Source organism: Elizabethkingia argenteiflava (assembly GCF_009904105.1).
In the GTDB taxonomy this organism is placed as follows: domain Bacteria; phylum Bacteroidota; class Bacteroidia; order Flavobacteriales; family Weeksellaceae; genus Elizabethkingia; species Elizabethkingia argenteiflava.
Window position 1 is genome coordinate 80,140 of the sequence record NZ_JAAABJ010000509.1, and the last position, 23,884, is coordinate 104,023.

General features: G+C 36.8%; 18 protein-coding genes and 1 tRNA gene. 6 read left to right on the plus strand and 13 right to left on the minus strand.

The annotated features are described in order from the left end of the window. Positions 1-76 precede the first annotated feature (76 nt). From GNY06_RS07330 to dnaK, 5 genes are all read right to left on the minus strand, one after another. A complete protein-coding gene (locus GNY06_RS07330; protein WP_176589995.1) occupies positions 77-424 on the minus strand; it encodes a hypothetical protein in 348 nt (115 codons plus the stop codon). Position 425: 1 nt separating this feature from the next. After that, positions 426-1,562: a restriction endonuclease subunit S gene (locus tag GNY06_RS07335; RefSeq protein WP_166519466.1), complete on the minus strand. Its 1,137-nt coding sequence runs from the start codon at positions 1,560-1,562 to the stop codon at positions 426-428. Beyond that, positions 1,559-3,106: a type I restriction-modification system subunit M gene (locus tag GNY06_RS07340; RefSeq protein WP_166519467.1), complete on the minus strand. Its 1,548-nt coding sequence runs from the start codon at positions 3,104-3,106 to the stop codon at positions 1,559-1,561. Before GNY06_RS07340 ends, GNY06_RS07335 begins: the two co-directional genes overlap by 4 nt. Before the next feature lie 496 nt (positions 3,107-3,602). After that, entirely contained in the window at positions 3,603-4,604 is a 1,002-nt protein-coding gene (locus GNY06_RS07350; RefSeq protein WP_166519469.1) for a type IV toxin-antitoxin system AbiEi family antitoxin, read from the minus strand. A gap of 529 nt (positions 4,605-5,133) precedes the next feature. Then, positions 5,134-7,020, minus strand: a complete 1,887-nt coding sequence (dnaK, locus tag GNY06_RS07355) for a molecular chaperone DnaK (RefSeq protein ID WP_166519470.1) — start codon at positions 7,018-7,020, stop codon at positions 5,134-5,136. 197 nt (positions 7,021-7,217) lie between these two features. Between dnaK and ppk1 the strand changes: the two genes are divergently transcribed. Next, positions 7,218-9,293 carry a polyphosphate kinase 1 gene (gene ppk1 / locus GNY06_RS07360; RefSeq protein ID WP_166519471.1) on the plus strand — a complete coding sequence of 692 codons (2,076 nt, stop codon included), beginning with the start codon at positions 7,218-7,220 and terminating at the stop codon, positions 9,291-9,293. Beyond that, complete coding sequence (locus tag GNY06_RS07365; RefSeq protein WP_166519472.1) at positions 9,274-10,167, plus strand: Ppx/GppA phosphatase family protein; 894 nt, start codon at positions 9,274-9,276, stop codon at positions 10,165-10,167. The genes ppk1 and GNY06_RS07365 overlap by 20 nt, the downstream gene beginning before the upstream one ends. Positions 10,168-10,211: 44 nt before the next feature. Here the strand turns inward: GNY06_RS07365 and GNY06_RS07370 are convergent, their stop codons facing one another. The 5 genes from GNY06_RS07370 to GNY06_RS07390 form a co-directional block, all read right to left on the minus strand. Next, entirely contained in the window at positions 10,212-12,440 is a 2,229-nt protein-coding gene (locus tag GNY06_RS07370) for a TonB-dependent siderophore receptor (protein WP_166519473.1), read from the minus strand. 113 nt (positions 12,441-12,553) lie between these two features. Next, entirely contained in the window at positions 12,554-12,799 is a 246-nt protein-coding gene (locus GNY06_RS07375) for a NifU family protein (protein ID WP_166519474.1), read from the minus strand. An 8-nt stretch (positions 12,800-12,807) separates the two neighbouring features. Further along, the gene (locus GNY06_RS07380) at positions 12,808-13,911 is read right to left on the minus strand and encodes an Mrp/NBP35 family ATP-binding protein (RefSeq protein WP_166519475.1); all 1,104 of its coding nucleotides are present in this window, start codon (positions 13,909-13,911) and stop codon (positions 12,808-12,810) included. A gap of 317 nt (positions 13,912-14,228) precedes the next feature. Further along, positions 14,229-16,745 (minus strand): M1 family metallopeptidase, encoded by a 2,517-nt coding sequence (locus GNY06_RS07385; RefSeq protein ID WP_166519476.1) that lies wholly within the window; start codon positions 16,743-16,745, stop codon positions 14,229-14,231. 116 nt (positions 16,746-16,861) lie between these two features. Then, positions 16,862-17,656, minus strand: coding sequence for a thymidylate synthase (locus tag GNY06_RS07390; RefSeq protein WP_166519477.1), 795 nt, complete (start codon positions 17,654-17,656; stop codon positions 16,862-16,864). A gap of 129 nt (positions 17,657-17,785) precedes the next feature. On the opposite strand from GNY06_RS07390, the gene dusB reads away from it, so the two are divergent. Both dusB and GNY06_RS07400 read left to right on the plus strand, forming a co-directional pair. Then, positions 17,786-18,775 (plus strand): tRNA dihydrouridine synthase DusB, encoded by a 990-nt coding sequence (dusB, locus tag GNY06_RS07395; RefSeq protein ID WP_166519478.1) that lies wholly within the window; start codon positions 17,786-17,788, stop codon positions 18,773-18,775. 43 nt (positions 18,776-18,818) lie between these two features. Continuing rightward, positions 18,819-19,583, plus strand: a complete 765-nt coding sequence (locus GNY06_RS07400) for an exodeoxyribonuclease III (protein WP_166519479.1) — start codon at positions 18,819-18,821, stop codon at positions 19,581-19,583. A gap of 145 nt (positions 19,584-19,728) precedes the next feature. Here GNY06_RS07400 and GNY06_RS07405 read toward each other — a convergent pair whose 3' ends face one another. After that, positions 19,729-20,418: an HAD family hydrolase gene (locus tag GNY06_RS07405; RefSeq protein ID WP_212995095.1), complete on the minus strand. Its 690-nt coding sequence runs from the start codon at positions 20,416-20,418 to the stop codon at positions 19,729-19,731. A 1,390-nt stretch (positions 20,419-21,808) separates the two neighbouring features. Between GNY06_RS07405 and GNY06_RS07410 the strand changes: the two genes are divergently transcribed. Continuing rightward, positions 21,809-21,985 carry a hypothetical protein gene (locus GNY06_RS07410; protein WP_166519481.1) on the plus strand — a complete coding sequence of 59 codons (177 nt, stop codon included), beginning with the start codon at positions 21,809-21,811 and terminating at the stop codon, positions 21,983-21,985. A 93-nt stretch (positions 21,986-22,078) separates the two neighbouring features. On the opposite strand, the gene GNY06_RS13730 is transcribed toward GNY06_RS07410, so the two are convergent. Continuing rightward, positions 22,079-22,237 (minus strand): hypothetical protein, encoded by a 159-nt coding sequence (locus tag GNY06_RS13730; protein WP_212995096.1) that lies wholly within the window; start codon positions 22,235-22,237, stop codon positions 22,079-22,081. Between the two features lie 669 nt (positions 22,238-22,906). Between GNY06_RS13730 and GNY06_RS07415 the strand changes: the two genes are divergently transcribed. Continuing rightward, positions 22,907-23,281 carry a hypothetical protein gene (locus GNY06_RS07415; protein WP_166519482.1) on the plus strand — a complete coding sequence of 125 codons (375 nt, stop codon included), beginning with the start codon at positions 22,907-22,909 and terminating at the stop codon, positions 23,279-23,281. Between the two features lie 530 nt (positions 23,282-23,811). Here GNY06_RS07415 and GNY06_RS07420 read toward each other — a convergent pair. Then, positions 23,812-23,884: transfer RNA gene (locus tag GNY06_RS07420), tRNA-Lys, on the minus strand.

Here is a 23,884-nt window from a genome sequence, read left to right on the forward strand (position 1 = left end):
ATTCTTCTACAATTGGGCCGTTATTAGATTTAAAACAATAGTTTGTTTTAATTTGATTAACTAAATATACTAAAACTTATTTATCGTTATGATGGATTATAGAAATTTTTTCGCCCGAAAATTTGCTGTGACTCCATAGGTTGATGATTCGGTTGTAATATACATTGGCTTGGATTTTCAATTTTCTATCTACATCGCTGTGCAAATCATTATCCCAATAGAACAAATCTTCGGTAAATGCATTGTAGTACATCATCTTCATTTTTGTTTCCCCTTCCCCGGTCTCTGGATTTTTGGGAGCTATCAATTCTTTAAACTCAGGCGACAAAAGTGTTTTACCCGTACCGTTAAATGTATAAATTAGTTGCACTTTTTTATGAGCATCCTTTAAAGACTGCGCTATTTCAGTTAATGATGTTGCCATATTATACTTTTAAGTTATCTTTTGGAAATGTCAATAACAGATCTCTATAATACTCATATTGTTTTTGTCTTAATTCTATTTCTTTAGGCAAACCTTCGCTGATGGACGTAGTAAGCGTATCGAATTTGTCTAAGATGGACACTATACGTTCTTGTTCTTCAGGAGAAGGTATTGGAATTGGGAATTTTAGAAACATCGGTTTTCTTAAAGATGTAACAGAGGAATGAACTGAAGTTTTCTTAACGTATATATAAAAATTGGCCACCATATAATGGTAAATGTATCGGGAGACAACGTCAGCATTAGGAACAACCCTGTAAGCTCTTTGGTGTAGGGCATATTTACCGACTGCCCAATGAAAAACCTTACCTACTCCAACACCATCACCCGCTGTAATAATTGCCGTTTCGTCAAAATCATAAGAGTTAAGCTGCAATGGTGCCATACCTCTTGCGTAAAACGTATAACTTCCGTCATCAATCGCGTCTTTGGTATCATGACTGCCTGTGCCTATTATAGCGATCTCTCCAAGCGTCTTCCATTCTACTTGCTTTTCGTCAAAACGCAGGAGCTTATCCCTATAGCAATGATACTGCTGTTTACGAGCGGTAAGCTCGGCGGTAAGCTCGGCGGTAAGCTCTGAAAAAGTATCGAGAATGCCAACTATTTTTTGCTGAATTTCGAGTGACTTTTCTGGATTATCGGGGCATGGGATTGGGATTAGTTTTTTGGAATAATTACTAATCCACTGTCTCTTGTGGTCTCCATCGATTAATCCACTGGGCAGGGTATCCAGCCAATAATAAATATACTTTAATGAAATTTTGGATTCGTCTTTAGGCGTAATCATCTTCATTGCTGATGATTTAGCCTTAAAATCAAAATTAACCCATTTTTTAGCAGCTGTAAAATCATCGAAAATAATAACAGGTATTTCCGAAGCTTTATAAATACCAGCAGTTTCATCAGTGTATCCGAGAATAAAAGTTTTTCCAGCAGTTAAAACGGGAGTTTGAAAATTATCATTATAATTATTTGAATTCACTAAATATTTGGTAGGTTGTTCATAATCGGTAACCTCCCCCAACGCTTTCCACTTAACCTCAACACCCTCTAATAATTCATCTAAATAACTCATGCTTCAATCTCTTTTACAATTTTATCAATATCGACACGCAAAGCATTAATTTTTTCCACTGTTTTTGCTATTTTAGTATTCAACTCCGCAATATCAATCTTTTCACGATTATCTTTCGCTTCTACATACGAGCTTACCGATAGGTTGTAATCGTTTTCTGCAATTTGAGCATTATCTATAGATACGGCTATATGCACTTCATCGGTTTTGCGGTCAAAAAGGTCCATTATCTTTTCAATATGCCTGTCTTCCAACACATTGTTATTGGTTACCTTTCTAAAGAAACCTTCTCTGGTAGCATCTATAAACTGGGTTTTGTTTTCGCTCTTGTGTTTAGAAAGCACCAAGATATTTACCGAAATAGAGGTGCCATAAAACAAATTGGGAGGTAAGGCGATAATGGTTTCTACAAAATTGTTGTCCACCAAATATTTTCTAATCTTTTGTTCGGCACCACCTCTATAAAATATCCCCGGAAAACATACGATAGCTGCTCTTCCTTTACCAGAGAGATAACTGAGTGCGTGCAATACAAAGGCAAAATCGGCTTTGGACTTGGGCGCCAATACACCAGCAGGAGCAAAACGATCGTCATTAATCAAGGTGGGATCTTCGGAACCTATCCAATTAACGGAATACGGTGGATTGGATACAATGGCATCAAATGGTTTCTCATCGCCAAAGTGTGGATCAATCAGTGTATTGCCCAATGCGATATCAAATTTATCGTAATTGATGTTGTGTAAAAACATGTTCATACGAGCCAGATTGTAGGTGGTATGGTTAATCTCTTGCCCAAAGAAACCCTCTTCGATAATATGGTTGTCAAAGTGTTTTTTGGCCTGAAGCAACAAAGAACCCGAACCCGCTGCCGGATCGTATATTTTGTTTACCGTAGCTTGCTTGTGCATCGCCAACTGTGCGATGAGCTTGGATACATTTTGAGGTGTAAAGAATTCGCCACCGGACTTTCCTGCATTGGCAGCATAGTTGTTAATTAAAAATTCGTACGCATCGCCAAAAAGGTCGATTTGGTTGTCCTCAAAACTCCCGAAATTCAACTCTTCCACACCTTTTAAAATAGCAGCCAACCGGCTGTTTTTGTTTTCTACGGTATTTCCTAAACGTGTACTGGTCGTATCGAAATCAGCAAACAATCCCTTAATATCGTATTCAGAAGGATAGCCGTTTGCAGAACTCTCGATAGCATCAAAAATAGCTTTTAAGTCGGTATTAAGGTTTTCGTTAGTGTTGGCTTTTTTAGCAATATTCACAAACAATTGGCTAGGATATATAAAATAGCCTTTTGTTCTTACCGCATCGGCTTTAATTTCAGACGTTATAACAGCATCCGGCAACTTTGCATAATCAACACCAGCATCCCCCCCTTCCATATAATTGGCAAAGTGTTCACTGATGTACCGATAAAAGAGTGTTCCCAATACAAAATGTTTAAAATCCCATCCATCAACAGAGCCACGTACCTCGTTGGCTATTTTCCATATTTTATTTTGCAATATTTCTCTTTGAACTGTGCTTGTCATTTTTTATCTTTTAATAAATATTTTGACTTATATTATTGGTTTCTATTACTTTATTTTTTGGTTGAGACGCTGAAAACAATCCAGTATATCATCTATCTTGACCCTAAGCAAATGCTTTTCCGCTTCTTCAGACCCCAATACGCTCATTGCAAAAGACGGGTGAGGCGGCCAGAAGATTTTACCTTCAGCCGTTGTAATTCCACCATACGAAACTATATCTAATTGAAAATCATTTAGGTCCAACAATCGCTGCTGTTGTTTTGGATCTTTTACAAAATCAAGCAGTTGTATTATTTCGTTTTCAATGGTTTTTAAATTCCTTCCCTTTATCCACCGCTATTGCAATATGTATATCTTGAGTGCGTCTACCGGATTTTTCTCCGTGAAGTTGCATAATTATATCTCGGGCTGTTGCTCCTCTGACGAAAAATTTGATTTCCAATTTTTGAAATACTGGAATCAGCTCATCCAATAGTTTTTTTTAATAATGTACGCTCTAGTTTTTCACTTGATATATTATTCCATTCTCTAAAATAATTTTAGCTGTTTCTATATTTCTATTGTTCCCGGTACCTAATAAATCTGCATATACGACCAAAGGAGGAGCGGTATATTCATTTTTTAAATGAAGACGATCGGTCCAGAATCTACTATACAATTCAATATTTCCGGCTTCGTCAGGGACCAGTTTCAGTTCTTTTGCAACTTTGCTGGTCGCTTCGTCCGTATATATGATATAATCTTTAGGTTTTAGATGTCCGGTTAAAAGCTCTCCTCCGGGCTCTCCTCCGAAATAGAGTTTTATATTGGTATTATTTATGATGCTATTGACATTAAATTCATTTCCTAGAGCCCTCATCTTCTTTCTTAAAGAGCGGGGTTTTAATAGTTCATTGTAGGCAATTACCCAACGTTCAATGATTTCATCTTGATTTTTTAGAAGCCTTTTGTTTCTTGTTTTTAATAAATAATGGCTTTCTTCCAGTTCTTTAAAGATATTACTTACAGATCCTAAAGCAATTCCTGTTTTTTCTGCCAATTCTCTATAAGAAAATTGTAAGGTTTCGGGATTAGAGACCAGTAATAAGAGTAATTTCAATCCTGCTTCCTGAAATGCCCGGGTTTGGTTTGTTTTTTTATTGATTTTTACTTTTCTGCCTTCTATATATACAAAAAAATTATTGGTCTTGATAAAAGCATTTCCGGATGCATCAAGATAATTTATGCTATTTTGTTTAAGCTCTTCTGCTGTTTTTTTAGTTAAATAATCAGCAATGACAAGGTTATTTTTTGAATTACTCATGTCCTTTAAAGTAGACATCATGATGCCATAATTTGCATTTTTTGCATTCTTTTTAGCCCTGCAATAAAAGGTCTCATTGTTAATTTTAAGTACCACATCATAGGTTTCCCTCACACTTTCAATAACGATAGGAATCCCTGTTGTGTCTTCTAGTGAAGCAATGGCTTCATAAACAAAATCATTATCTCTATACATTTTTTTGTTCAATAAAATTAAACGTTCAGCAGGAATGAACACCCAAAAATAGTGAACAGGAATAGATTGAGCAAACTTTTAGACAAAAAATTATGTTGTTTAATCTGTAGTAGCCGCTATTTGATCTGACGGTTAGGGTTTAAAATATTTGTCAGTGATACAATATTGTCCTCACTTCCAAAAGCAAGGATTTTTTGTGCTTGTTTTAAGGTTTCTCATCATGTTTCTTTTTCCATGGTTTTACTGTCTAAAAACGTCTGCATCGGCGTTTTACCTTAAGAATGTGGTCCTGTATATGCACTGATCGGGCTTATGCACCTCTCTTCAGTGGAATGTCCAGTGATGCATTGGGATGTAGGTATTGCGAGAACTTTTCTTATTTGATATCTAAGATCGTGTGATATAAAGATTCACAAAAACCTGAGCATATTATTAACACCGCACCGCAGTTCCACTTGAATAAAAAAACAGCTGTAGGCTAAAACCTACAGCTGTTTTATATGATATTTATAAATAATTTAATTATTATTTACTTCACCTCTTCAAAGTCGGCATCTTGTACATCGTCAGAACCTGCGTTTGCATTTTGCTGCGCTCCGGCTTGAGGGTCCGGCTGCGCTTGTGCATACATTTCCTGAGATGCAGCCATCCATGCAGCATCTAGGGCTTCTGTTTTGGTTTTCACTGTTTCTAAATCTTTAGCTTCAAAAGCTGTTTTCAACTCTGCAGCAGCGGCCTCAATAGCAGATTTTTTATCTGCGGAAAGCTTCTCTCCAAATTCCTTTAATTGTTTTTCGGTTTGGAAAATCAAACCATCGGCTTTATTAAAAACTTCAACCTCCTCTTTTTTCTTAGCATCAGCAGAAGCATTTTCCTGAGCCTCTTTTTTCATTCTTTCGATTTCCTCATCTGAAAGACCGGAAGAAGCCTGAATTTTGATAGATTGTTCTTTGCCTGTCCCTTTATCTTTAGCCGATACGCTAAGAATACCATTGGCATCAATATCAAAAGTTACTTCAATCTGCGGTACTCCTCTTGGAGCTGGTGGAATATCAGAGAGTTCAAATCGACCGATTTCTTTATTATCATTAAACATAGGTCTTTCACCTTGTCCTACTCTAATCGTTACAGCTGGTTGGTTGTCGGCTGCCGTAGAGAATACTTCAGATTTTTTGGTCGGGATGGTCGTATTGGCTTCAATTAATTTGGTAAACACAGATCCCATGGTTTCAATACCTAAAGAAAGTGGTGTTACATCTAAAAGCAATACGTCTTTAACATCTCCTGTTAAAACCCCTCCTTGAATCGCTGCCCCCACAGCCACTACTTCATCTGGATTTACTCCTTTAGAAGGTTTTTTACCGAAGAATTCTTCTACTTCTTTCTGAATAATTGGAATACGTGTAGAACCTCCTACCAAGATAACCTCATCAATATCAGAAGTGGATAGTCCCGCATCCTGAAGAGCCTTCTTACAAGGGTCCATAGAGCGCTTCACCAAGTCAGCAGCTAGTTGTTCAAATTTAGATTTGGTTAAAGTTTTCACCAAGTGCTTAGGACCAGTGGCTGTAGCAGTAATATAAGGAAGGTTAATTTCAGTCTGCGCAGAAGATGATAATTCGATCTTTGCTTTTTCAGCTGCTTCTTTTAGTCGCTGAAGTGCAATAGCATCAGATTTAAGGTCTACACCTTCTTCTGCTTTAAATTCATCAGCTAGCCAGTTGATGATTACATCATCAAAGTCATCACCCCCCAGGTGGGTATCTCCATTCGTGGATAATACCTCGAATACTCCATCTCCTAAATCCAGAATAGAAATATCAAAAGTACCTCCTCCTAAGTCGTAAACGGCAATTTTTTTATCTCCATTTCCTTTATCAAGACCATAGGCTAAAGCTGCTGCCGTAGGTTCATTTATAATTCTTTCCACTTTAAGACCCGCAATTTCTCCGGCTTCTTTAGTGGCTTGTCTTTGGGCATCGTTAAAATAAGCAGGCACTGTAATCACAGCTCTTGTTACTTCTTGCCCAAGGTAATCTTCAGCTGTCTTCTTCATTTTCTGAAGCGTCATGGCGGAGATTTCCTGTGGAGTATATTCTCTATCGTTAATTTTTACTTTTACGGTATCGTTGGGTCCACTCACCACCTGGTAAGGTACTCTAGCGACTTCAGAACCATCATCTTTAAAATGAGTTCCGATAAATCGCTTAATAGAATATACGGTATTTGTAGGGTTGGTTACCGCTTGTCTTTTAGCCGGATCACCTACCTTTCTCTCCCCATCCTCAGTAAAAGCTACAATAGAGGGCGTGGTTCTCTTTCCTTCTGCATTGGGAATAACAACAGGATCCTTTCCCTCCATTACTGCCACACAAGAGTTTGTTGTTCCTAAATCAATTCCGATTATTTTGCTCATAATTAGTATTTTTATCTTGAATTTTACATTGATCTCTACCCTTATTTGTCAATTTCCATACCAGTAGTTTTTTTATGACAAATTGACAGAATATATTCTTGAATCGTGTAAAACATCAAGAAAGAATCACCCTATTATTTCTTAAAAATAAGAGTAAAATAACTTATATTTAGCTACTTTTAAATTAGAAAAATATTATGCCAGAGTTTACCGCAAGAGACATATCATGGTTGTCATTTAATGCCAGAGTTTTACAGGAGGCTGCAGATCCAAATGTTCCGCTCCCCCTCAGGATAAGGTTTTTGGGAATTTTTTCGAATAATTTAGATGAGTTTTTCCGCGTGCGCGTTGCCGGCTTAAAACGCGCTATGGAAATGAAGGCTAAAATAACCGCAGAATCTTTCTTTGAAGAACCCCAAAAAATATTAAATACTATCAATAAATTGGTTATCCAACAACAAGAGGATTTCAATAATATTTGGCGGAATATTCAAAAGGAAATGGTGGATGAAAATATCTTTATCTGTACCCCTGCCGATCTGAGCTTCCAACAACGCTCTTTTATACGTAAATACTTTGATGAAAAAGTAGAATCCAACATTATTCCTATTCTGTTAGAAGAAGACAGAAGCATGCCTTTTCTGCGGGATAAAAGCTTATATATCGGCATTGCCATGTGGAATAAAAATAGTAAAAAAAACAAAAGGTTTGCTATTATAGAAGTACCTTCGGTCGAGCTTGGACGTTTTGTACTTCTCCCCTCCACTCATGGAGAAACAAATGTAATCCTTTTAGAAGATGTTATTATTGAAAACCTTCCGCATATTTTTTCTTATTTCGGCTATGAGGAATTTAGTGCTCATTGCTTTAAAGTAACCAAAGATGCAGAATTCGATTTAGATAACGATGTAAAAACAAGCTTCGTAGAAAAAATAGAAAAAGGATTAAAAAACAGAAGAAAGGGAAAACCGACTCGTTTTGTTTTTGATCGCCATATCGACAAAAGTCTTTTGGATTTTCTGATTAAGAAACTTAATCTCAACAAAAGGGACAGCATGATCCCAGGAGACAAAATTCATAATTTTAAAAATTTCATGGATTTCCCAGATGTCTTCGAAAATCCTAGCCCGCGAGAGCGAACTTCTTTTAACCACCCCGATTTTAATCAGCATACACGGGTAACGGACGTCATCCTAAAAAAAGATGTTCTACTCAGCTTTCCTTATCATTCTTTTACCGCAGTAATCGATCTGCTAAGAGAAGCTGCCATGGATCCCGATGTCACTACCATCCATATTACAGCCTACCGACTGGCCTCTCATTCCAAAATCGCCAATGCCCTCATCAATGCTGTTCGGAATGGTAAGCAGGTTACCGTTATGCTAGAACTTCGTGCTCGCTTTGATGAGGAAGCCAATATTTACTGGAAAGAAAAGCTGGAGGAAGAAGGGGTGAGAATTTTGGTGGGTATACCTGACAAAAAAGTGCATGCGAAGCTCTGCGTGATCAAAAAACGCGTGCACAATAAAATGACACAATATGGTTTTGTCAGTACGGGAAATTTTAATGAAAAAACAGCCAAAATCTATGGTGATCATATGCTGATGACCAGTGATAAATCCATTATGGCGGATATCAATAGAATTTTTAGTTTACTTAAAAAACCCAAACAAGATCCTCTTTCCGCTTTAGCAAAATGTAAAACTTTACTGGTTTGCCCTCAGCATATGCGAGATAAAATCATGAGCTATATCGACAAAGAGATCGAAGAAGCTAAGGCCGGTCATAAAGCCGAAATCATTGTAAAAGTAAACTCACTCAGCGATAAAGATTTAATCAAAAAGCTATATGAGGCGGCCAAAGCAGGAGTTAGCATTAAAATGATTGTTCGTGGCATCTATTGTGCAGTTAATCAAAAAACATTTAAAAAGAAAATACATACTGTTAGCATTGTGGATGAATATTTGGAGCATTCAAGAATTATGTATTTTTATCAGGGTGGAAAAGAATTAATGTATCTTTCTTCTGCTGATTGGATGACACGTAACCTGGATTATCGGATCGAGGCTGCTGTAAAAATTAATAATAAAATTTTAAGAAAAGAATTAAAAGATATTTTAGACATTCAGTTACGCGATAATGTAAAGGCCCGAAACTTAGGCACCCATCTTAAAAACGAATATTATACAGATGATAAAAAACCCTTTCGCTCTCAAATAGAGACTTACAACTATTTAAAACAAAAAGTAAAAAATGAGATTAGCAGCTATTGATATAGGAAGTAATGCCGCAAGGCTTTTGATTAGTGAGGTCATAGAAAACGCCAATGCACAACCCGAGTTTACCAAACTAAACCTTATTCGAATACCCCTAAGATTGGGAATGGACGTTTTTCAAAAAGGAGAGATAGGACCTGCCAGAGAAAAGATGGTCGTACATTCTATGAAAATCTTTCATGATCTTATGAAAGTTTATCAGGTGAGCCATTATAGAGCCTGTGCTACTAGTGCCATGAGAGATGCTAAAAATAAACAGACCGTGATTGAAAAGGTCAAGAAAGAAGCCCATATCGACATCGAAATTATTTCTGGAGACGAAGAGGCTACTTTAATCTATGAAAATCACATTGCAGAAACTATGGATAATCACTTCAGTTATTTGTATATAGATGTAGGAGGCGGCAGCACCGAAATAAGCTTTTACGAAAACAAAAATCTGGTCTACAAAAGGTCTTTTAATATCGGTACGATAAGACTACTCCAGGGTCTGGTACAAGAAAAAACATGGCGAGAGATGAAAGCGGAAATAAAGACTCAACTATCAGACAAACTACTCATTCTGGCAATTGGGTCTGGAGGGAATATTAATAAAATATCTTCTATGGCAAAAATAAAAGAAGGTAAAGCTATGCCTATCTCCCTATTGAAAACATATTACAAAGAGGCCGCGCCACTTAGCATACAAGAGAGGATGCTTAAATATAACATTCGTGAGGATCGCGCAGATGTGATGGTTCCCGCACTGGAAATTTTTATTAACATTATGACTTGGGCCCATATAAAACAAATTTATGTTCCTAAGATTTCACTTGCTGACGGACTGATCTACTCACTCTATCATAAAATACAACCCGTGGATAATCAATAAATTATCCACGGGTTATTCTTCAACAAGTATTTTCTCCTCTATACTTAGAATTTATACTGAAGTTGTAATCCATAATTTCTAGGTTGAATCTGATCGATAAAACCGCCTCTGAAATAGGAGTTATAGGCAATAACATTCAAAATATTATTCAAAAATATACGTGCTCCGATATTTTTGTACACATAGCCGATCTGGGCATCTAGGGTGGTATAAGAAGGCATATCAAAAGGCTTCTTACCAGGAGTTACACTATTGATATGTGCCGAGGTAAAAGATTTTTGCGTCCATTCATCCACAGGACGAGCTCCCACATAATAAATACCAGCCCCTACATCAAAACCTTCTAAACAACCATGATCAAATTTATAATTCAACCAGGCATTGGCTGTATGCTTTGGAGCATTCATAGGTCTTGAACCATTTACATAAGAAGGGCTATTCTGATATTGCGCATCTAAATAAGCCCACCCCGACATGATTTGCAAATTGGGTAAAATGCTACCGATCAATTCCACTTCTAGTCCTTTTCTACTAAGATTTCCGGCCAATCCATAGAGTGGATTGTTATTTTTATCTCTCACAGGTTCATACTTTTCGTTGAGAACAGAGTAAGACAAACGCTTGGCATTAATATCAAAATAGGTTACATTAAACCTCAATTTTTCATGAAACCAATCGGATTTAATTCCGGCTTCCCATTGATGGGTATTTGAAGCACCCACGCGACCACCTCCTTGTAAGAGGAGATTTGCAGACCGTAGAGAAGTGCTCGAAGTATAAGACCCAAAAATATTAATATTCTCAACAGGGGTAAACATTAAGCCAACGGAAGGGTTCCATATAGCAACATCTTTCTGAGTAGATCCGTTTAATCGACTGTAACGAATACCTAAATGCGCTTTTATATATTTTCCTACTGACATCGCATCCTGGAACATAAGGCCCATGCTAGGAGTTACCGTAGTGCTTTTCCCTTTATTTTGATACAGTATATTGACTGATAAGTTATTGGGAATATCTTTTAAAACATCTATGATATCTAATGGTTGATCTCTAAACTGTGGATTTCGCTGGATACCGATAAGATTATCCGGATGAATAGCATTTTTATAAACATCAAAAGAATAACTTTTTAAATCGGCTTCTTTCCAATCAAAACCGAGCTGAAAAGTATGCTTAATAAAGTCTGTTTGGATGTCCTGTCCTATGAAATCAAACTGAAAGACTCTGTTACTCTCCTGGCTCTTATTTTTACCATAATAACGTTTGCGCAGGTTCCATTTTTCTCCATTAGGTGCAATAGACATTCCTTCAAAGGAATAGTCGCTAGAAGAACTCATATAGGCAGTTCTTATTTTCAGGTGATCGGTAATCTTTCGCTCTAAAAGGCTTGTAAAATTAAAAATCTTATATTTTGAGAAGTCTTCAGAAAAACCTAAAAATTTCCCTTTTGGCATTTTATACAGGGCCTGACGATCTCCTGCGGCTAAATTCACCGTTCCTCTATCAGGTGTTACCATATCATAGGTGTAATCCATGGAGAGATAAATATTCGTTTTTTTATCCGGACGGAAGGTAATGGAAGGGTTTACATACACCCGCTCACCTTCCACATGGGCTCTAAAACTATTATTGTTTTGATAAGCAGCATTCAATCTTATGCCTACTTTTCCCTCGGCATCTAAAACCTTCTGAACATCTACAGTAGAGCGGTAAAAATCCCAACTCCCGTAACGAAACCCCACTTGATTATGGTCTATAAATTGTGGTTTTTTCGTCACGATATTAATCACTCCGCCTGCAGATCCTAAGCCATTGCCTACCCCCTGGGTAAGAGCCGCTGCCCCCTTTATAATTTGAATATTCTCTACGCCCTGCATATCGGTAAGCATACTGCCCGTACGAAAATCAGAATCAAAAAGCACCCCATCTTTTAATACAGGTACACCTCTATAGCCCCTTATGGACATACTTTCGCTATTTCTTCCATATTTAGCAAATAAAGTAACTCCCGGCACATTTTTCACCACATCGGTAAGGCTTAAGCCACCTAAACTCTCTATGGCTTTATAAGAAATAACAGAAATGCTCTGGATCTGATTTCGAGTCGGTAAAGGCAATCTCGTCAAGGTTTGCAGACCTTCTGTTTTTTTTTGTCCTCCGAAAAGTTCTACCCCTTCAATATTCTTATAAGCTAAGCTATCGGCTTGCTTCACTTGTCCATCGACAAAAAAAGCGCCTAAAACACAGGTAATAAAAATAGATTTATTCATAATAACAATTTACGGCAAATTTATTTTTATTTGTTATAAATAAAAATATGAAAAGAATCACAAAAAAAAACTTCCTTTTAAGAAGTTTTTTTTATAATAACATAACAGAACTTTTAGTCTATATTAATGACTTTCCGAATTTCAGGAACGTGTTGCTTAATGGTATTCTCGACACCCAACTTAAGGGTGGAGGTATTGATATGACAGGCTGAACAGTTTCCTAGTAAGCGTACAATGACGGTGGTATCTTTTACTTCAATTAATTCAATATCTCCTCCGTCTTGATTAAGAAATGGGCGGATTTCTTCCAAAGCTTGCATGACTTTTGTTACTGTATCCTTATATTTTGCTTCGCTCATAGTCTGAATTATTTTTTGGGCGAGCATCCCGCCATTGTTGTTATTTTCACAGCTTCCGTAGGAGGAAGATTCTCATTTCTCTGAATCAGACTTTCTATCATCTTCTGAACCGTTTCTCTATAAATATCCGAGATAAGTGTATTTTCCTGAAGCGCTGCAGGTCGTCCTACATCTCCAGCCTCCCGGATACTCTGAATAAGCGGAATTTCTCCTAATACAGGAATTCCAAGATCTTCTGCTAAATGCTTAGCACCTTCTTTACCAAAAATATAATATTTATTCTCGGGCAATTCTGCCGGAGTAAAGTACGCCATATTTTCGATTAATCCAAGTACTGGAATACTAATACTTTCCATTTGGAACATACCAATCCCCTTTCTTACATCAGCAAGCGCCACATGCTGAGGCGTACTTACAATAACGGCTCCGGTAACTGGTACTTCCTGAATAATGGAGAGGTGTATATCTCCCGTGCCGGGAGGAAGGTCTAATAATAGAAAATCTAAATCCCCCCATGCTGCATCACGCAACATCTGATTCAAAGCCTTAGAGGCCATAGGCCCTCTCCATACTACTGCCTGGTTGGCACCTGAAAAATATCCTATAGAGAGTAACTTTACGCCGTAGCTTTCAATAGGTTTCATCAAATTTCTCCCCTGCTCTTCAACCGAAACAGGCTTCGACCCCAAGGTATCAAACATGGTAGGGACAGATGGCCCATAAATATCCGCATCCAACAAACCGACGCTAAAGCCCATTTTAGCTAAGGTTACCGCTATATTGGCTGCGATAGTAGATTTACCCACGCCTCCTTTACCAGAAGCTATGGCTATAATATTTTTAATTCCAGGAATTTGCTTGCCTTTTATTCTATTTTGCTGCACTTCGCTAGGTTCGGGGGAATCTACTTTTAACTTTAAAGTAGCCTCTTCTCCAAAATGACTTGAAAAGGCCTGCTTCATAGCAACTTCTAACTTCTTTTTTTCATGCATAGCCGGAGAATGTGCTACCATATCAATAAAAACATTATCCCCTACTATTTGGAAGTTTCTTACCAGATCATCTACCTCAACTTCTTTCAAGAATTGCTCAACAGCTTCTTTTTTAATCATGATTAGTCTAAATAAAGTACAAATTTACGGATTTATTTATAGACTTAAAGATGATAGAGATCATCCATTTTTTCATCCCCGAAAAGATTTCTAATTATACTGGCACTTGAAAAACATAAAGTTTTCTCAACTTTTATGGCGCTCATTACTCGTGGTTATTAACGGAATAAAAAATTTATTCATCATGGAAAATAAACACCACCAAAAACCAATCTAAGTCAATAGAATACATATTTATAAAAAAGAAAAGTCGCTATGTTTAACTCATAAAAAAAGCTGCGGATATTCTGCAGCTTTTTAAAATCAATCAGCAATCATTATTTACTATAAGAATCTATGGTATGATTAATCCATTCCACCTGCTGGTGAAGATTGGATTTATGAGGGTTCGATTTAAGGACTTTCATCTTCATATTAAGTCCTGATTTAAGCATATCCAAAACAAGCATTTTTGCGCGGGGATTATCACCGATATCTGTTTTAATCTGGTTTAAAATTTTTATGAGGCGCTTCACTGCTGCTGAACTATCGGTCTGCATAATCCAGGTGTAAGCTTCTTCGGCTACCTTACCCTCTTCAGGGGATTGCAAATTTATAAAAGGATAAAAAGCTGCTATATTTGAAGTGAGCGATTGCAACTTCAGTATTTTATTTTTAACGATAAGCGGAGCTAATATGCTCTCCAAATCAGCGCTTACATCATCAGGATTAAGCTGATCCATATATGAAATCACTTTTTCAGGAGCTATCGTCATTAAAGCCCCTAATGATTTTCCTACCACCGCATTGGAAACTGCTTTTATCCCCTTTTCATATAAGTTTTCATATTTTTTATCCTTGGTTTTTGCCAAGGCCCCTATTGCTTCTGCCCGAACTAAAGTTTTAGGCTCATCGGTCACTAATTTTAACACTTGTGCCAAAGCTAGTTTTGCCTGATGAGGCTGGGATAAATCTAGCCCTTTTAGCGCTAACATCCTTATTCTGAAAAAAGGATCCTTTAATCCGGCTAAAAGCGTCTTTAAATCAGCTTCATTTTTATCCACATTTCGGTAAGCATGCTCAACCGCCTTGTAGCGACTTAAAAATTCTTTAGAATTCTGATATTGTAATAGATACTGATCGGATGTTTTATCTTCTTTAATTTCGGCTAATAAAACTCCGTCAGCGTTTATATTGACAAGTTCGGGTTTCTTTTTTAAAGAAGTAAAGACAAAAGTATTATCCGTTTTAGCATCAGCCCAAACCTTTTGACGCACAGGCTTTCCATCCTGATAAACGTCCACAACTAATGGAAATTGAAATAAGGGAGCCTGGGACTGATGAATAGTCAATACTACCTGTTTTTTAACAGGCTCATAATTGTAAGTATAAGATAATTTGGGATGTCCATTGGAAAAGTACCACTGATTAAAAAACCAGTTCAGATCTTTACCGCTCACCTTTTCTAATGCTAACCGAATTTGGTGTGCCTCCCCTGTGCTATACTCATTCTCCTTTAGATAAACGTTCAGTCCAGCTCTAAAAGCGGCATCGCCAAGATAATTACGAAGCATATGTAAAATAGCAGCTCCCTTTTGATAAGTCACCAGATCAAAAACGTCTTCTCGACTGGCATAATTAAAGCGTACCAAATCTTTATCGTAATCGGAAGGATCGTATAGGTACCTTTCTCTATCTTTCATCAAATGGTAATCCGCCATGTCTTTACCATATTTATGCTCAAACCAAAGGTATTCTGAGTAATTGGCAAAAGATTCATTTACCGTCAGATTACTCCAGCTTTCTGCCGTTACCAAATCGCCAAACCAATGGTGAAATAACTCGTGCGCAATCACCGACTCCCAAATATTCTCGTCTGCCAACTGCCCTGGTTTTTGCAATACAGATTCCCCATGTAGCGTCGCTGTGGTATTCTCCATCGCTCCACTAACATAGTCGCGTGCAGACATCTGTGCATACTTTGGCCATGGATAATCATAGTTCAGATATTTTGAATAAAACTCCATCATTTCCGGGGTGTGACCATAAATCTGCTTAGCATAAGGCTCATATTCTTTTTCGATATAATAATCTACCGGGATATTGCGCCATTTGTCTCTTACAATAGCATAGTCTCCTACTCCCATGAAAAATAAATAGGGCGAATGTTTTTTTTCCATCACCCAATGATCGGTACGCATCGCATGGCCTTCTTTTTTAGAGTCTTTAAGTATGCCATTGGATAAAGTGACATATTGATCAGGCACCGTCATATAAATTTCCTGTGTCATCTTCTGATTGGACTTATCTATGGTTGGAAACCAAACCGACGATGATTCGGTTTCTCCTTGTGTCCATATCTGGGTAGGTTTGTCTAATTCTTTTCCCTGGGCATTAATAAAATACAGTCCTTTAGCTCCATTGATAGCAGCACTTCCCTCTTGGGTTACCTCATTAGGTCTGGCCGTGTATTTAATATAAACCGTATAGTCCTGATTGCGCTCATACTCTTTATTCAAAGCGATGTTTAGTATATTATTCTTATAATCAAATTTCAAAGGAGTTTTGGCCTTGCCTGTATCTAAAGCAACTTCATGAATAAGCATAGCTTTGGCATTTAATACTAAAGAATCGCTAGGATAAAAGTAGGGCGATGCTGTGATCCAAGCTTCTCCGTTCATTTGTTCTTTCTGATAATCAAAATTGACTTTCAGCTTGGTATGTTTTAATTCTGTCGTTTTAGTATGAGTAGCCCTATAAAGACCCTCTCTTCCAGAATTTTCGGTTTGAGACCATACTTTATAAGGACTTAGAAGGGTACCTAAGAATAAGGCTGCGACAAATATTTTTTTCATTTTATTATTTTTACTTTTAATCTTTAAAAGAACATGATTTTTCAGACGTATAGGTACCTAAAATACACACAAACGTTACAAAATAAGCGAAATATTTCCCGCTTTTTCTATAATTCTCAAATGGCAACCGGCGCTTTAATGCCTGGGTAGGGATCGTAATTCAGCAGTTCAAAATCTTCATATTTAAAGTCGAATAAATCTTTTATTGCTGGATTAAGCTTCATGGCAGGCAATTCTTTAGGGATGCGCAAGAGCTGTGTTTTCACTTGTTCAAAATGATTGTTATAAATATGGACATCTCCGAAACTATGAACATAATCTCCTACTTGAAGACCTGTCACTTGGGCTACCATCATCAGCAGTAAAGCATAGCTCGCAATATTAAAAGGAACCCCTAAGAAAACATCCGCACTTCTTTGATAGAGTTGTAAAGAAAGTTTTCCCTGCGCAACATAAAATTGAAACATTGCGTGGCACGGAGCCAAAGCCATTTTGGGGATTTCAGCCACATTCCAAGCCGAAATAATAAGCCTGCGCGAATCTGGATTTTTCTTAATCTGATCTATCACTTCGGATAACTGATCTATCACTTTATGTTCGGCACCTCTCCAACTACGCCATTGTGCACCATATACTGGACCTAGATCGCCATTTTCGTCTGCCCATTCATCCCAGATAGAAACTCCATTATCCTTTAAATATTTAATATTGGTATCGCCCCTCAGAAACCACAATAATTCATAGATAATAGATTTAAGATGAACTTTCTTGGTGGTTACCAAGGGAAAACCCTGGGATAAATCATAGCGCAGTTGGTAGCCGAACAAGCTTCTGGTACCAGTACCTGTTCTATCGGTTTTATCCGATCCATGATCTAATATATCCTGAAGTAAATTGAGATAATTTTGCATTTTATAGAACCTAAAGATTACTTTCAACAAATATAAAAATAACCCCCAAGACCACAAAACGCATTTTTAAAGCCTGGCTATATAAGCTCCTTATTCAATTCATCTAAAAATCGTAATTTTGCAAAAGGTATGGTAAAAATTGGTAATATAGAACTCCCTGAGTTTCCGCTGCTTTTAGCACCCATGGAGGATGTCTCGGACCCTCCTTTTCGAAAGCTCTGCAAAATGCATGGCGCAGATCTTATGTATTCTGAATTTATTTCTTCAGAAGGACTGATCCGCGATGCTATAAAAAGTAGAAAAAAGCTAGATATATTCGACTATGAGAGACCTATTGGCATTCAGATTTTTGGAGGAGACGAAGAAGCCATGTCAATGTCGGCACGGATTGTGGAAACCGTACAGCCCGATCTAGTAGACATCAATTTTGGTTGTCCCGTAAAAAAGGTGGTATGCAAAGGTGCCGGAGCAGGCGTTTTAAAAGATATAGATCTTATGGTACGCCTCACAAAAGCGGTAGTCTCATCCACTCATTTACCGGTTACAGTAAAAACTCGCTTGGGATGGGATACAGAATCTATCAATATCGACGAAGTTGCGGAAAGATTACAGGAAACCGGAATTAAAGCTTTAACCATTCATGCCAGAACACGCTCCCAGATGTATAAAGGGGAAGCGGATTGGCAACATATTTCCCGAATTAAAAACAACCCGAATATAGAAATTCCCATCTTTGGAAATGGAGATGTCGCTTCTGTGGAAAAAGCATGGATGTATAAACAAAAATATAATTGCGATGGTATCATGATTGGGAGAGGTGCCATTGGCTACCCTTGGATCTTCAACGAAATAAAACATTTTCTGAAAACAGGCGAAAAGCTTGCCCAGCCCAGCCTGGAAGATCGGCTACTCGCTGTAAGACAACATGCAGAATGGTCTGTGGAATGGAAAGGCGAAAGACCTGGATTGGTAGAAATGCGCCAACATTACAACAACTATTTTAAAGGCATTTCTCATTTCAAAGCACTCAAATCGAGATTTCTTCAGGCCCTGACATTAAGCGAGCTATATGAACTTATTAAAGAAGCAAAAGATCAACTGACTGAACTCGAAGTATAAACCCTAAAAACCCAACATTTAAATTATTATCTCCTCTACCCATATGAAGATTATCAGCTATAATGTGAATGGAATTCGTGCCGCCCTTTCTAAAAACCTTACTACATGGCTTGCTTCTGCGAATCCGGATATTATTTGCTTTCAGGAAAGCAAGGCTCAGTTAGAGCAAATCAATACCCAAGTTTTTGAAGATCTAAATTATCACAACTTCTGGCACTCGGCACAGAAGAAAGGTTATAGTGGAGTAGGCATCGCCACAAAACACCCTCCTAAAAATATTGAATATGGAACAGGTATAGATTATATAGATTTTGAAGGTCGCGTAATCCGACTAGATTTTGATCAGTTTTCGGTGATATCGGTCTATGTTCCCTCAGCCACCAATATTCTGCGTTTGGATCTTAAAATGCAATTTTGCTTCGATTTTTTAAATTACCTTAAAGAACTGCGTAAAACCATCCCCAATCTTATTGTTTGTGGAGATTTTAATATCTGTCATGAAGCGATCGATATCCACGATCCGGTGCGATTGTCTAATGTTTCGGGATTCCTACCTATGGAACGAGCCTATCTGTCTCAATTCTTGAAAGAGGGCGCTTTTACAGATGCTTTCCGCTACCTTCACCCCACTACCCAGCAGTACAGCTGGTGGAGCTACCGCTCCAATGCGAGAGCCAATAATAAAGGATGGCGCCTGGACTACAATATGGTTAGTAATAGTCTAAGGGATAAAATAAAGAGGGCTGTGATTTTATCTGAAGTCGCACATTCGGATCACTGCCCGGTAATGGTGGAAATGGATTTATAAATTTACAGTCTAAAATGTATTGCTTATTCACTTAGCAAATTTTTGGATCATCTCCCTATTATAATGAGGGAGCAGCCAAAATGATAATAATGTTATTTTTGCTGTCCCCTTATGAGTTTTTATTTTATTCTCATTCTTTAGGGGACTAAGGCTGATGCATATCAAGGCCTAAACCCCGAACGATATCCACTACACTAAGTTTGGCCGTCACCACATCGGCGATTCCAAAGCTAACATCGTCCATATCTTTAACCCAGGCCAAGGTATATAAGCCTGCAGCCTTAGCCGATCTGATACCAGTAATACTATCCTCTATAGCTATACAAGAGGCAGGCGAGGAATTCAATTTACTCATCGCCAAAAGGTAAGGCTCAGGATCGGGTTTCGGATGGCGAACATCCTCCATACAAGTTAAAGATACACACATATCGTATAAACCTGCATTTCTCAGATACTGTATAGCGATCTCTTGATGGTTACTGGTTACTACCGCCTGCTGGATACCCAGTTTATGACATTGCTGCCACAATTCCACCGCGTTAGATCGGGGTTTTACACTCAATATATTTTCACTCACAGCTGAAAGAACATGACCCTTCCAGAGATCAAAAGCACTCCTTACAGGGCTATCGTCAGACACATGATTAGATTGTAATAACAATGCAAAAATTTCTTTAACTGTATTTCCAGCATAAGCGTTTTCCTGAAGGTTAAAATCCAGACCTAACTGTTCACAAGCAGAGGAAAAAATAAGTTTTTTAAAGATCAAATCCTCACTGTTGACAATAGTACCATCCAGATCCCATAGGATATATTTATTTATTATCACACACACTGAGTTTAAGGTTTAATTTATATAGGTCGCGAACACAGTTTAGATCAGCAATAAAAAAGAATAGCCGCTGCTTTCCAAAATGGGTATCGCTCTCCCAAAAGTAGTTGAATTTTATATTTTTACAAAATAAAAATTTGAGAAACGATGTCAAAAAATCCTCCTATATAAAAAGGTAAATCAATAGCTTTTGTGAATTAAGATAAAGGAAAACCTCCTTTTACCTTCTAAATTTGCGAATTAGAAACCCTCTTACAGCTACTCTATTCATCAGAATTCCAAAGGATACAAAAAGAATATTTCATCTATAAGAAACAGATTTAAAGATTTGATTTCAAGCTTATTATGCATTATTTTTATATCTAAAAGACCATGTGCTCATTTTTTTATATTTTAGTGAAAATAAAAAATGTAGCGTTGATATCTCTTTATCAAAAAAACATTCTATTTTTTTAATATCCTTGTACACATTAAAATACGCAGCTAAAGTCACAATAGATTTAGCTCCTTCTAAAAAACACATAATGAATAATAGAAGAATTTATACAACTTCGATTTTAAAAATAAAATCTGGTACTAAGAAAGAATCTATTTTTCTGTAGAAAAAATAGACCTTAAAGTTGATGACACCCGTTTATTAACAACCCAAAGTATAATACATTGAAGAAATTTTTACTAAGCTCATTTCCTGATTTTAGCCCATTCACAGCTATCTATGGGAGGAGCTCATCATTTTTCATATGGTTTATAGCTTGATTTATATCCCTGAGAGAAGACTATAGTTATAAAAAAACTAACACATTAATAATGTGTGTTTTAAATAAAAATATAATCAACACAAAATATGATGAATAAAAATACCTTTTTTATCTTTTTTCTAATATGCCTCACCGCCTTATCTATTTTAGTCTATAAGTGGGTCTTCAGTGAAAAAAACATGACAAGTAATTGGAGTGATATTTTACAATGCTTCGTATGGCTACTTCTGTCTATACAATGGTATAAAAAATGGAAACATTCAAAAAAATAGGCATTAAGCTTAAAATAATAAACTTTTAAAATTAAGGTCTATTTTTATGATGGAATTTTGAGCCACAGGTATACGCAAGTGCCTTATTATCGAATATGCTTTTATAGAAAAAATCAATTTTAAAAAGCCTTTCAATATCATACTCCTGCTTTCCGAGGATAAAATATAATTTAAAAGAAAGGCTTTTAATTTATGCCCGGCAAGCTTTGAGCAAAATATAACAGTTTTTTATGAAAAAAAATACCTCTCCTGTTTCTTCCTCTTATTACGTATGCGCAGATTGATGTAAAGCAGAAATCTAAAAGGGATCCTCTAAAAAAAACGGATTTAAAAGAAATCATTATTCCATCAAAGAAAAAGCCAGTGGAACACTTGCCAGATAGGCTTATTTATGATTTTTCACAACAACCCTTGCTTAATTCGGGCAATATGCCCGAAGGTCTAAAAAAACACCTGGAATTATCACCTCTGAATCAGTGGATGTTATGTATCAACGAAAGTCATTGGATGTTTCTATGGACGGAAGACCCTAAGAATTAATGGAAATAACTTAATTGCTTAGAAGGATTACCCGCTCGTTCAGTAGATAAAATTGAAATCATACTCCATCCTGGGGCATTATATTCTGGTACTTCAGACAATGCTATCATATCTTCTAGAAAAGCGGCTAATTTTACCAGCCTGACCTATGCAGGTCATTATTCCTTTTCTCATGATGACAAGTTGAGAAATAAAACCCGCAATAGTATTATACTGGTTTCCAAATTCAGCAATATAAACTGGATAGGGCAAAGTTACAAACAAAATATGCTAACCAAAGAAATCGTTGATATTGCAAAACTTTTCCAAGATCGAGACATCAGCTAGTATTACTTAAGCCCCAGCCTTACCTTAAACTTCAAAAACGCTAGGCTTTCTTTTGATTATGATCTTAGCCAGAATCAATCTACCAGCAGCAAGCCACACATGATCAAACAAAGAACATCATAACTCATAATAATCTAGCCCTGACATTTGAAAAGCTGTATGACCAATATAAAAAAAATTTGAGGTTCAGACTATCTATGGTACCTCAAACAGTAATTTTTCTCAACATTCAGTTTCAATAGATCATCTTTCTAAGGAATATATTTATTCCCTTCGTGTTGATTACAGTATCCCCATCAAAGTACTGCAAAAATCCAAATTAAACCTCGGTACTAAATATGATAGGGAAAATTTAGCTGTTTTTAGAGGCTAACTTCAATCTCTAGATTTTGAACGAAATACTTATTCTGAAATCCAATCTAATGTTAATAAATTTGATTTTATCATTGGCTTAAGAGGGGGAAATATGATAATAAAGGGACTTTCACGAGCGATAAAATCGTATAAACTTTTCCCGAATGCAAGTATTCAGTACAGCCTTATGAAAGCTGTTTTCCTTAAAGTAAACCATAATAAAAAACTAAATTACCCAGCATGAATAGCTTGAATCCTAATACTGTGATTTTTGAAAATAATAAGCTATCCTGTGTGGGTAATCCATATTTACAATCAAGCCTTTATGATAATATCAGTGTTAAATTAAGGGCATTTGACTATGCAAATATCTCATATGATATCAATTTTTGTAAAACTGATATCATGTTTTTTGTAGAAAATGAAGCGGGAAAGGTAAATTACCCGTACCAAAACATACCCGATTTAACAGTCCAGACATTCAGCTTTGCTCTTCCTGTTCCACGGATGATTTACTCCAAAGGATTGAATGAACTTTTAAAATTCAATTTTGACATCAACAAGATGAATTTCCTCTATTTTATATGGATGATCAAAAATACAAAATCCCGATAACCGGGAAGCAACCTGAAATATGGTCTTTTTTTGTCGGGTCAATTGATTCTTCCAAAGGGCATAAACCTACCATGAATCTATAAGCTATCAGGTAAAGGAAACTACAGGTATTTCTTAATTGATAAATCCTTTCAAAATAGTTTTGATTTCAATATTTCCAAAAGACTCCTGAATAAGCCAATATCCCTATCCCTCTTTGGAAATGATATCTTTAATATGAATAGAAGTATCGCAAGAACATTGCCTCTATTAAAGGGTATGTCTATCAAGGAAAACTGGATACCAGAACATTTGGAGTTTCCTTAGTTTATAAAATTCTCAGTCCGAAAAAAGGAGAGAAAAATGCAGAATATAAGGAGGAGGGATTCTCAAAGGCTAAAGATCTGATTATAACAAAATAAAACGGACTGACCCCTAGTCTCTTTAAAGGATAAAATCGACTAAAAAATTAAAAGCCCTTCAGTAAACTGAAAGGCTTTTAAAACACCAAATCACAAAATATTAATATGAAAAAAATTCAAATTAAATTGTGACCTGGCTGGGATTCGAACCCAGGACCCATACATTAAAAGTGTATTGCTCTACCAGCTGAGCTACCAGGTC

Bases quoted from the DNA above. Each gene is read 5' to 3' on its own strand.
- GNY06_RS07340 (WP_166519467.1), bottom strand. From the start codon at position 3,106: ATGACAAGCACAGTTCAAAGAGAAATATTGCAAAATAAAATATGGAAA.
- GNY06_RS07380 (WP_166519475.1), bottom strand. From the start codon at position 13,911: ATGATTAAAAAAGAAGCTGTTGAGCAATTCTTGAAAGAAGTTGAGGTA.
- GNY06_RS07330 (WP_176589995.1), bottom strand. From the start codon at position 424: ATGGCAACATCATTAACTGAAATAGCGCAGTCTTTAAAGGATGCTCAT.
- GNY06_RS07385 (WP_166519476.1), bottom strand. From the start codon at position 16,745: ATGAAAAAAATATTTGTCGCAGCCTTATTCTTAGGTACCCTTCTAAGT.
- GNY06_RS07370 (WP_166519473.1), bottom strand. From the start codon at position 12,440: ATGAATAAATCTATTTTTATTACCTGTGTTTTAGGCGCTTTTTTTGTC.
- GNY06_RS07350 (WP_166519469.1), bottom strand. From the start codon at position 4,604: ATGTATAGAGATAATGATTTTGTTTATGAAGCCATTGCTTCACTAGAA.
- GNY06_RS07400 (WP_166519479.1), top strand. From the start codon at position 18,819: ATGAAGATTATCAGCTATAATGTGAATGGAATTCGTGCCGCCCTTTCT.
- dnaK (WP_166519470.1), bottom strand. From the start codon at position 7,020: ATGAGCAAAATAATCGGAATTGATTTAGGAACAACAAACTCTTGTGTG.
- GNY06_RS07415 (WP_166519482.1), top strand. From the start codon at position 22,907: ATGAATAGCTTGAATCCTAATACTGTGATTTTTGAAAATAATAAGCTA.
- GNY06_RS07375 (WP_166519474.1), bottom strand. From the start codon at position 12,799: ATGAGCGAAGCAAAATATAAGGATACAGTAACAAAAGTCATGCAAGCT.
- GNY06_RS07335 (WP_166519466.1), bottom strand. From the start codon at position 1,562: ATGAGTTATTTAGATGAATTATTAGAGGGTGTTGAGGTTAAGTGGAAA.
- dusB (WP_166519478.1), top strand. From the start codon at position 17,786: ATGGTAAAAATTGGTAATATAGAACTCCCTGAGTTTCCGCTGCTTTTA.
- GNY06_RS07365 (WP_166519472.1), top strand. From the start codon at position 9,274: ATGAGATTAGCAGCTATTGATATAGGAAGTAATGCCGCAAGGCTTTTG.
- ppk1 (WP_166519471.1), top strand. From the start codon at position 7,218: ATGCCAGAGTTTACCGCAAGAGACATATCATGGTTGTCATTTAATGCC.
- GNY06_RS07390 (WP_166519477.1), bottom strand. From the start codon at position 17,656: ATGCAAAATTATCTCAATTTACTTCAGGATATATTAGATCATGGATCG.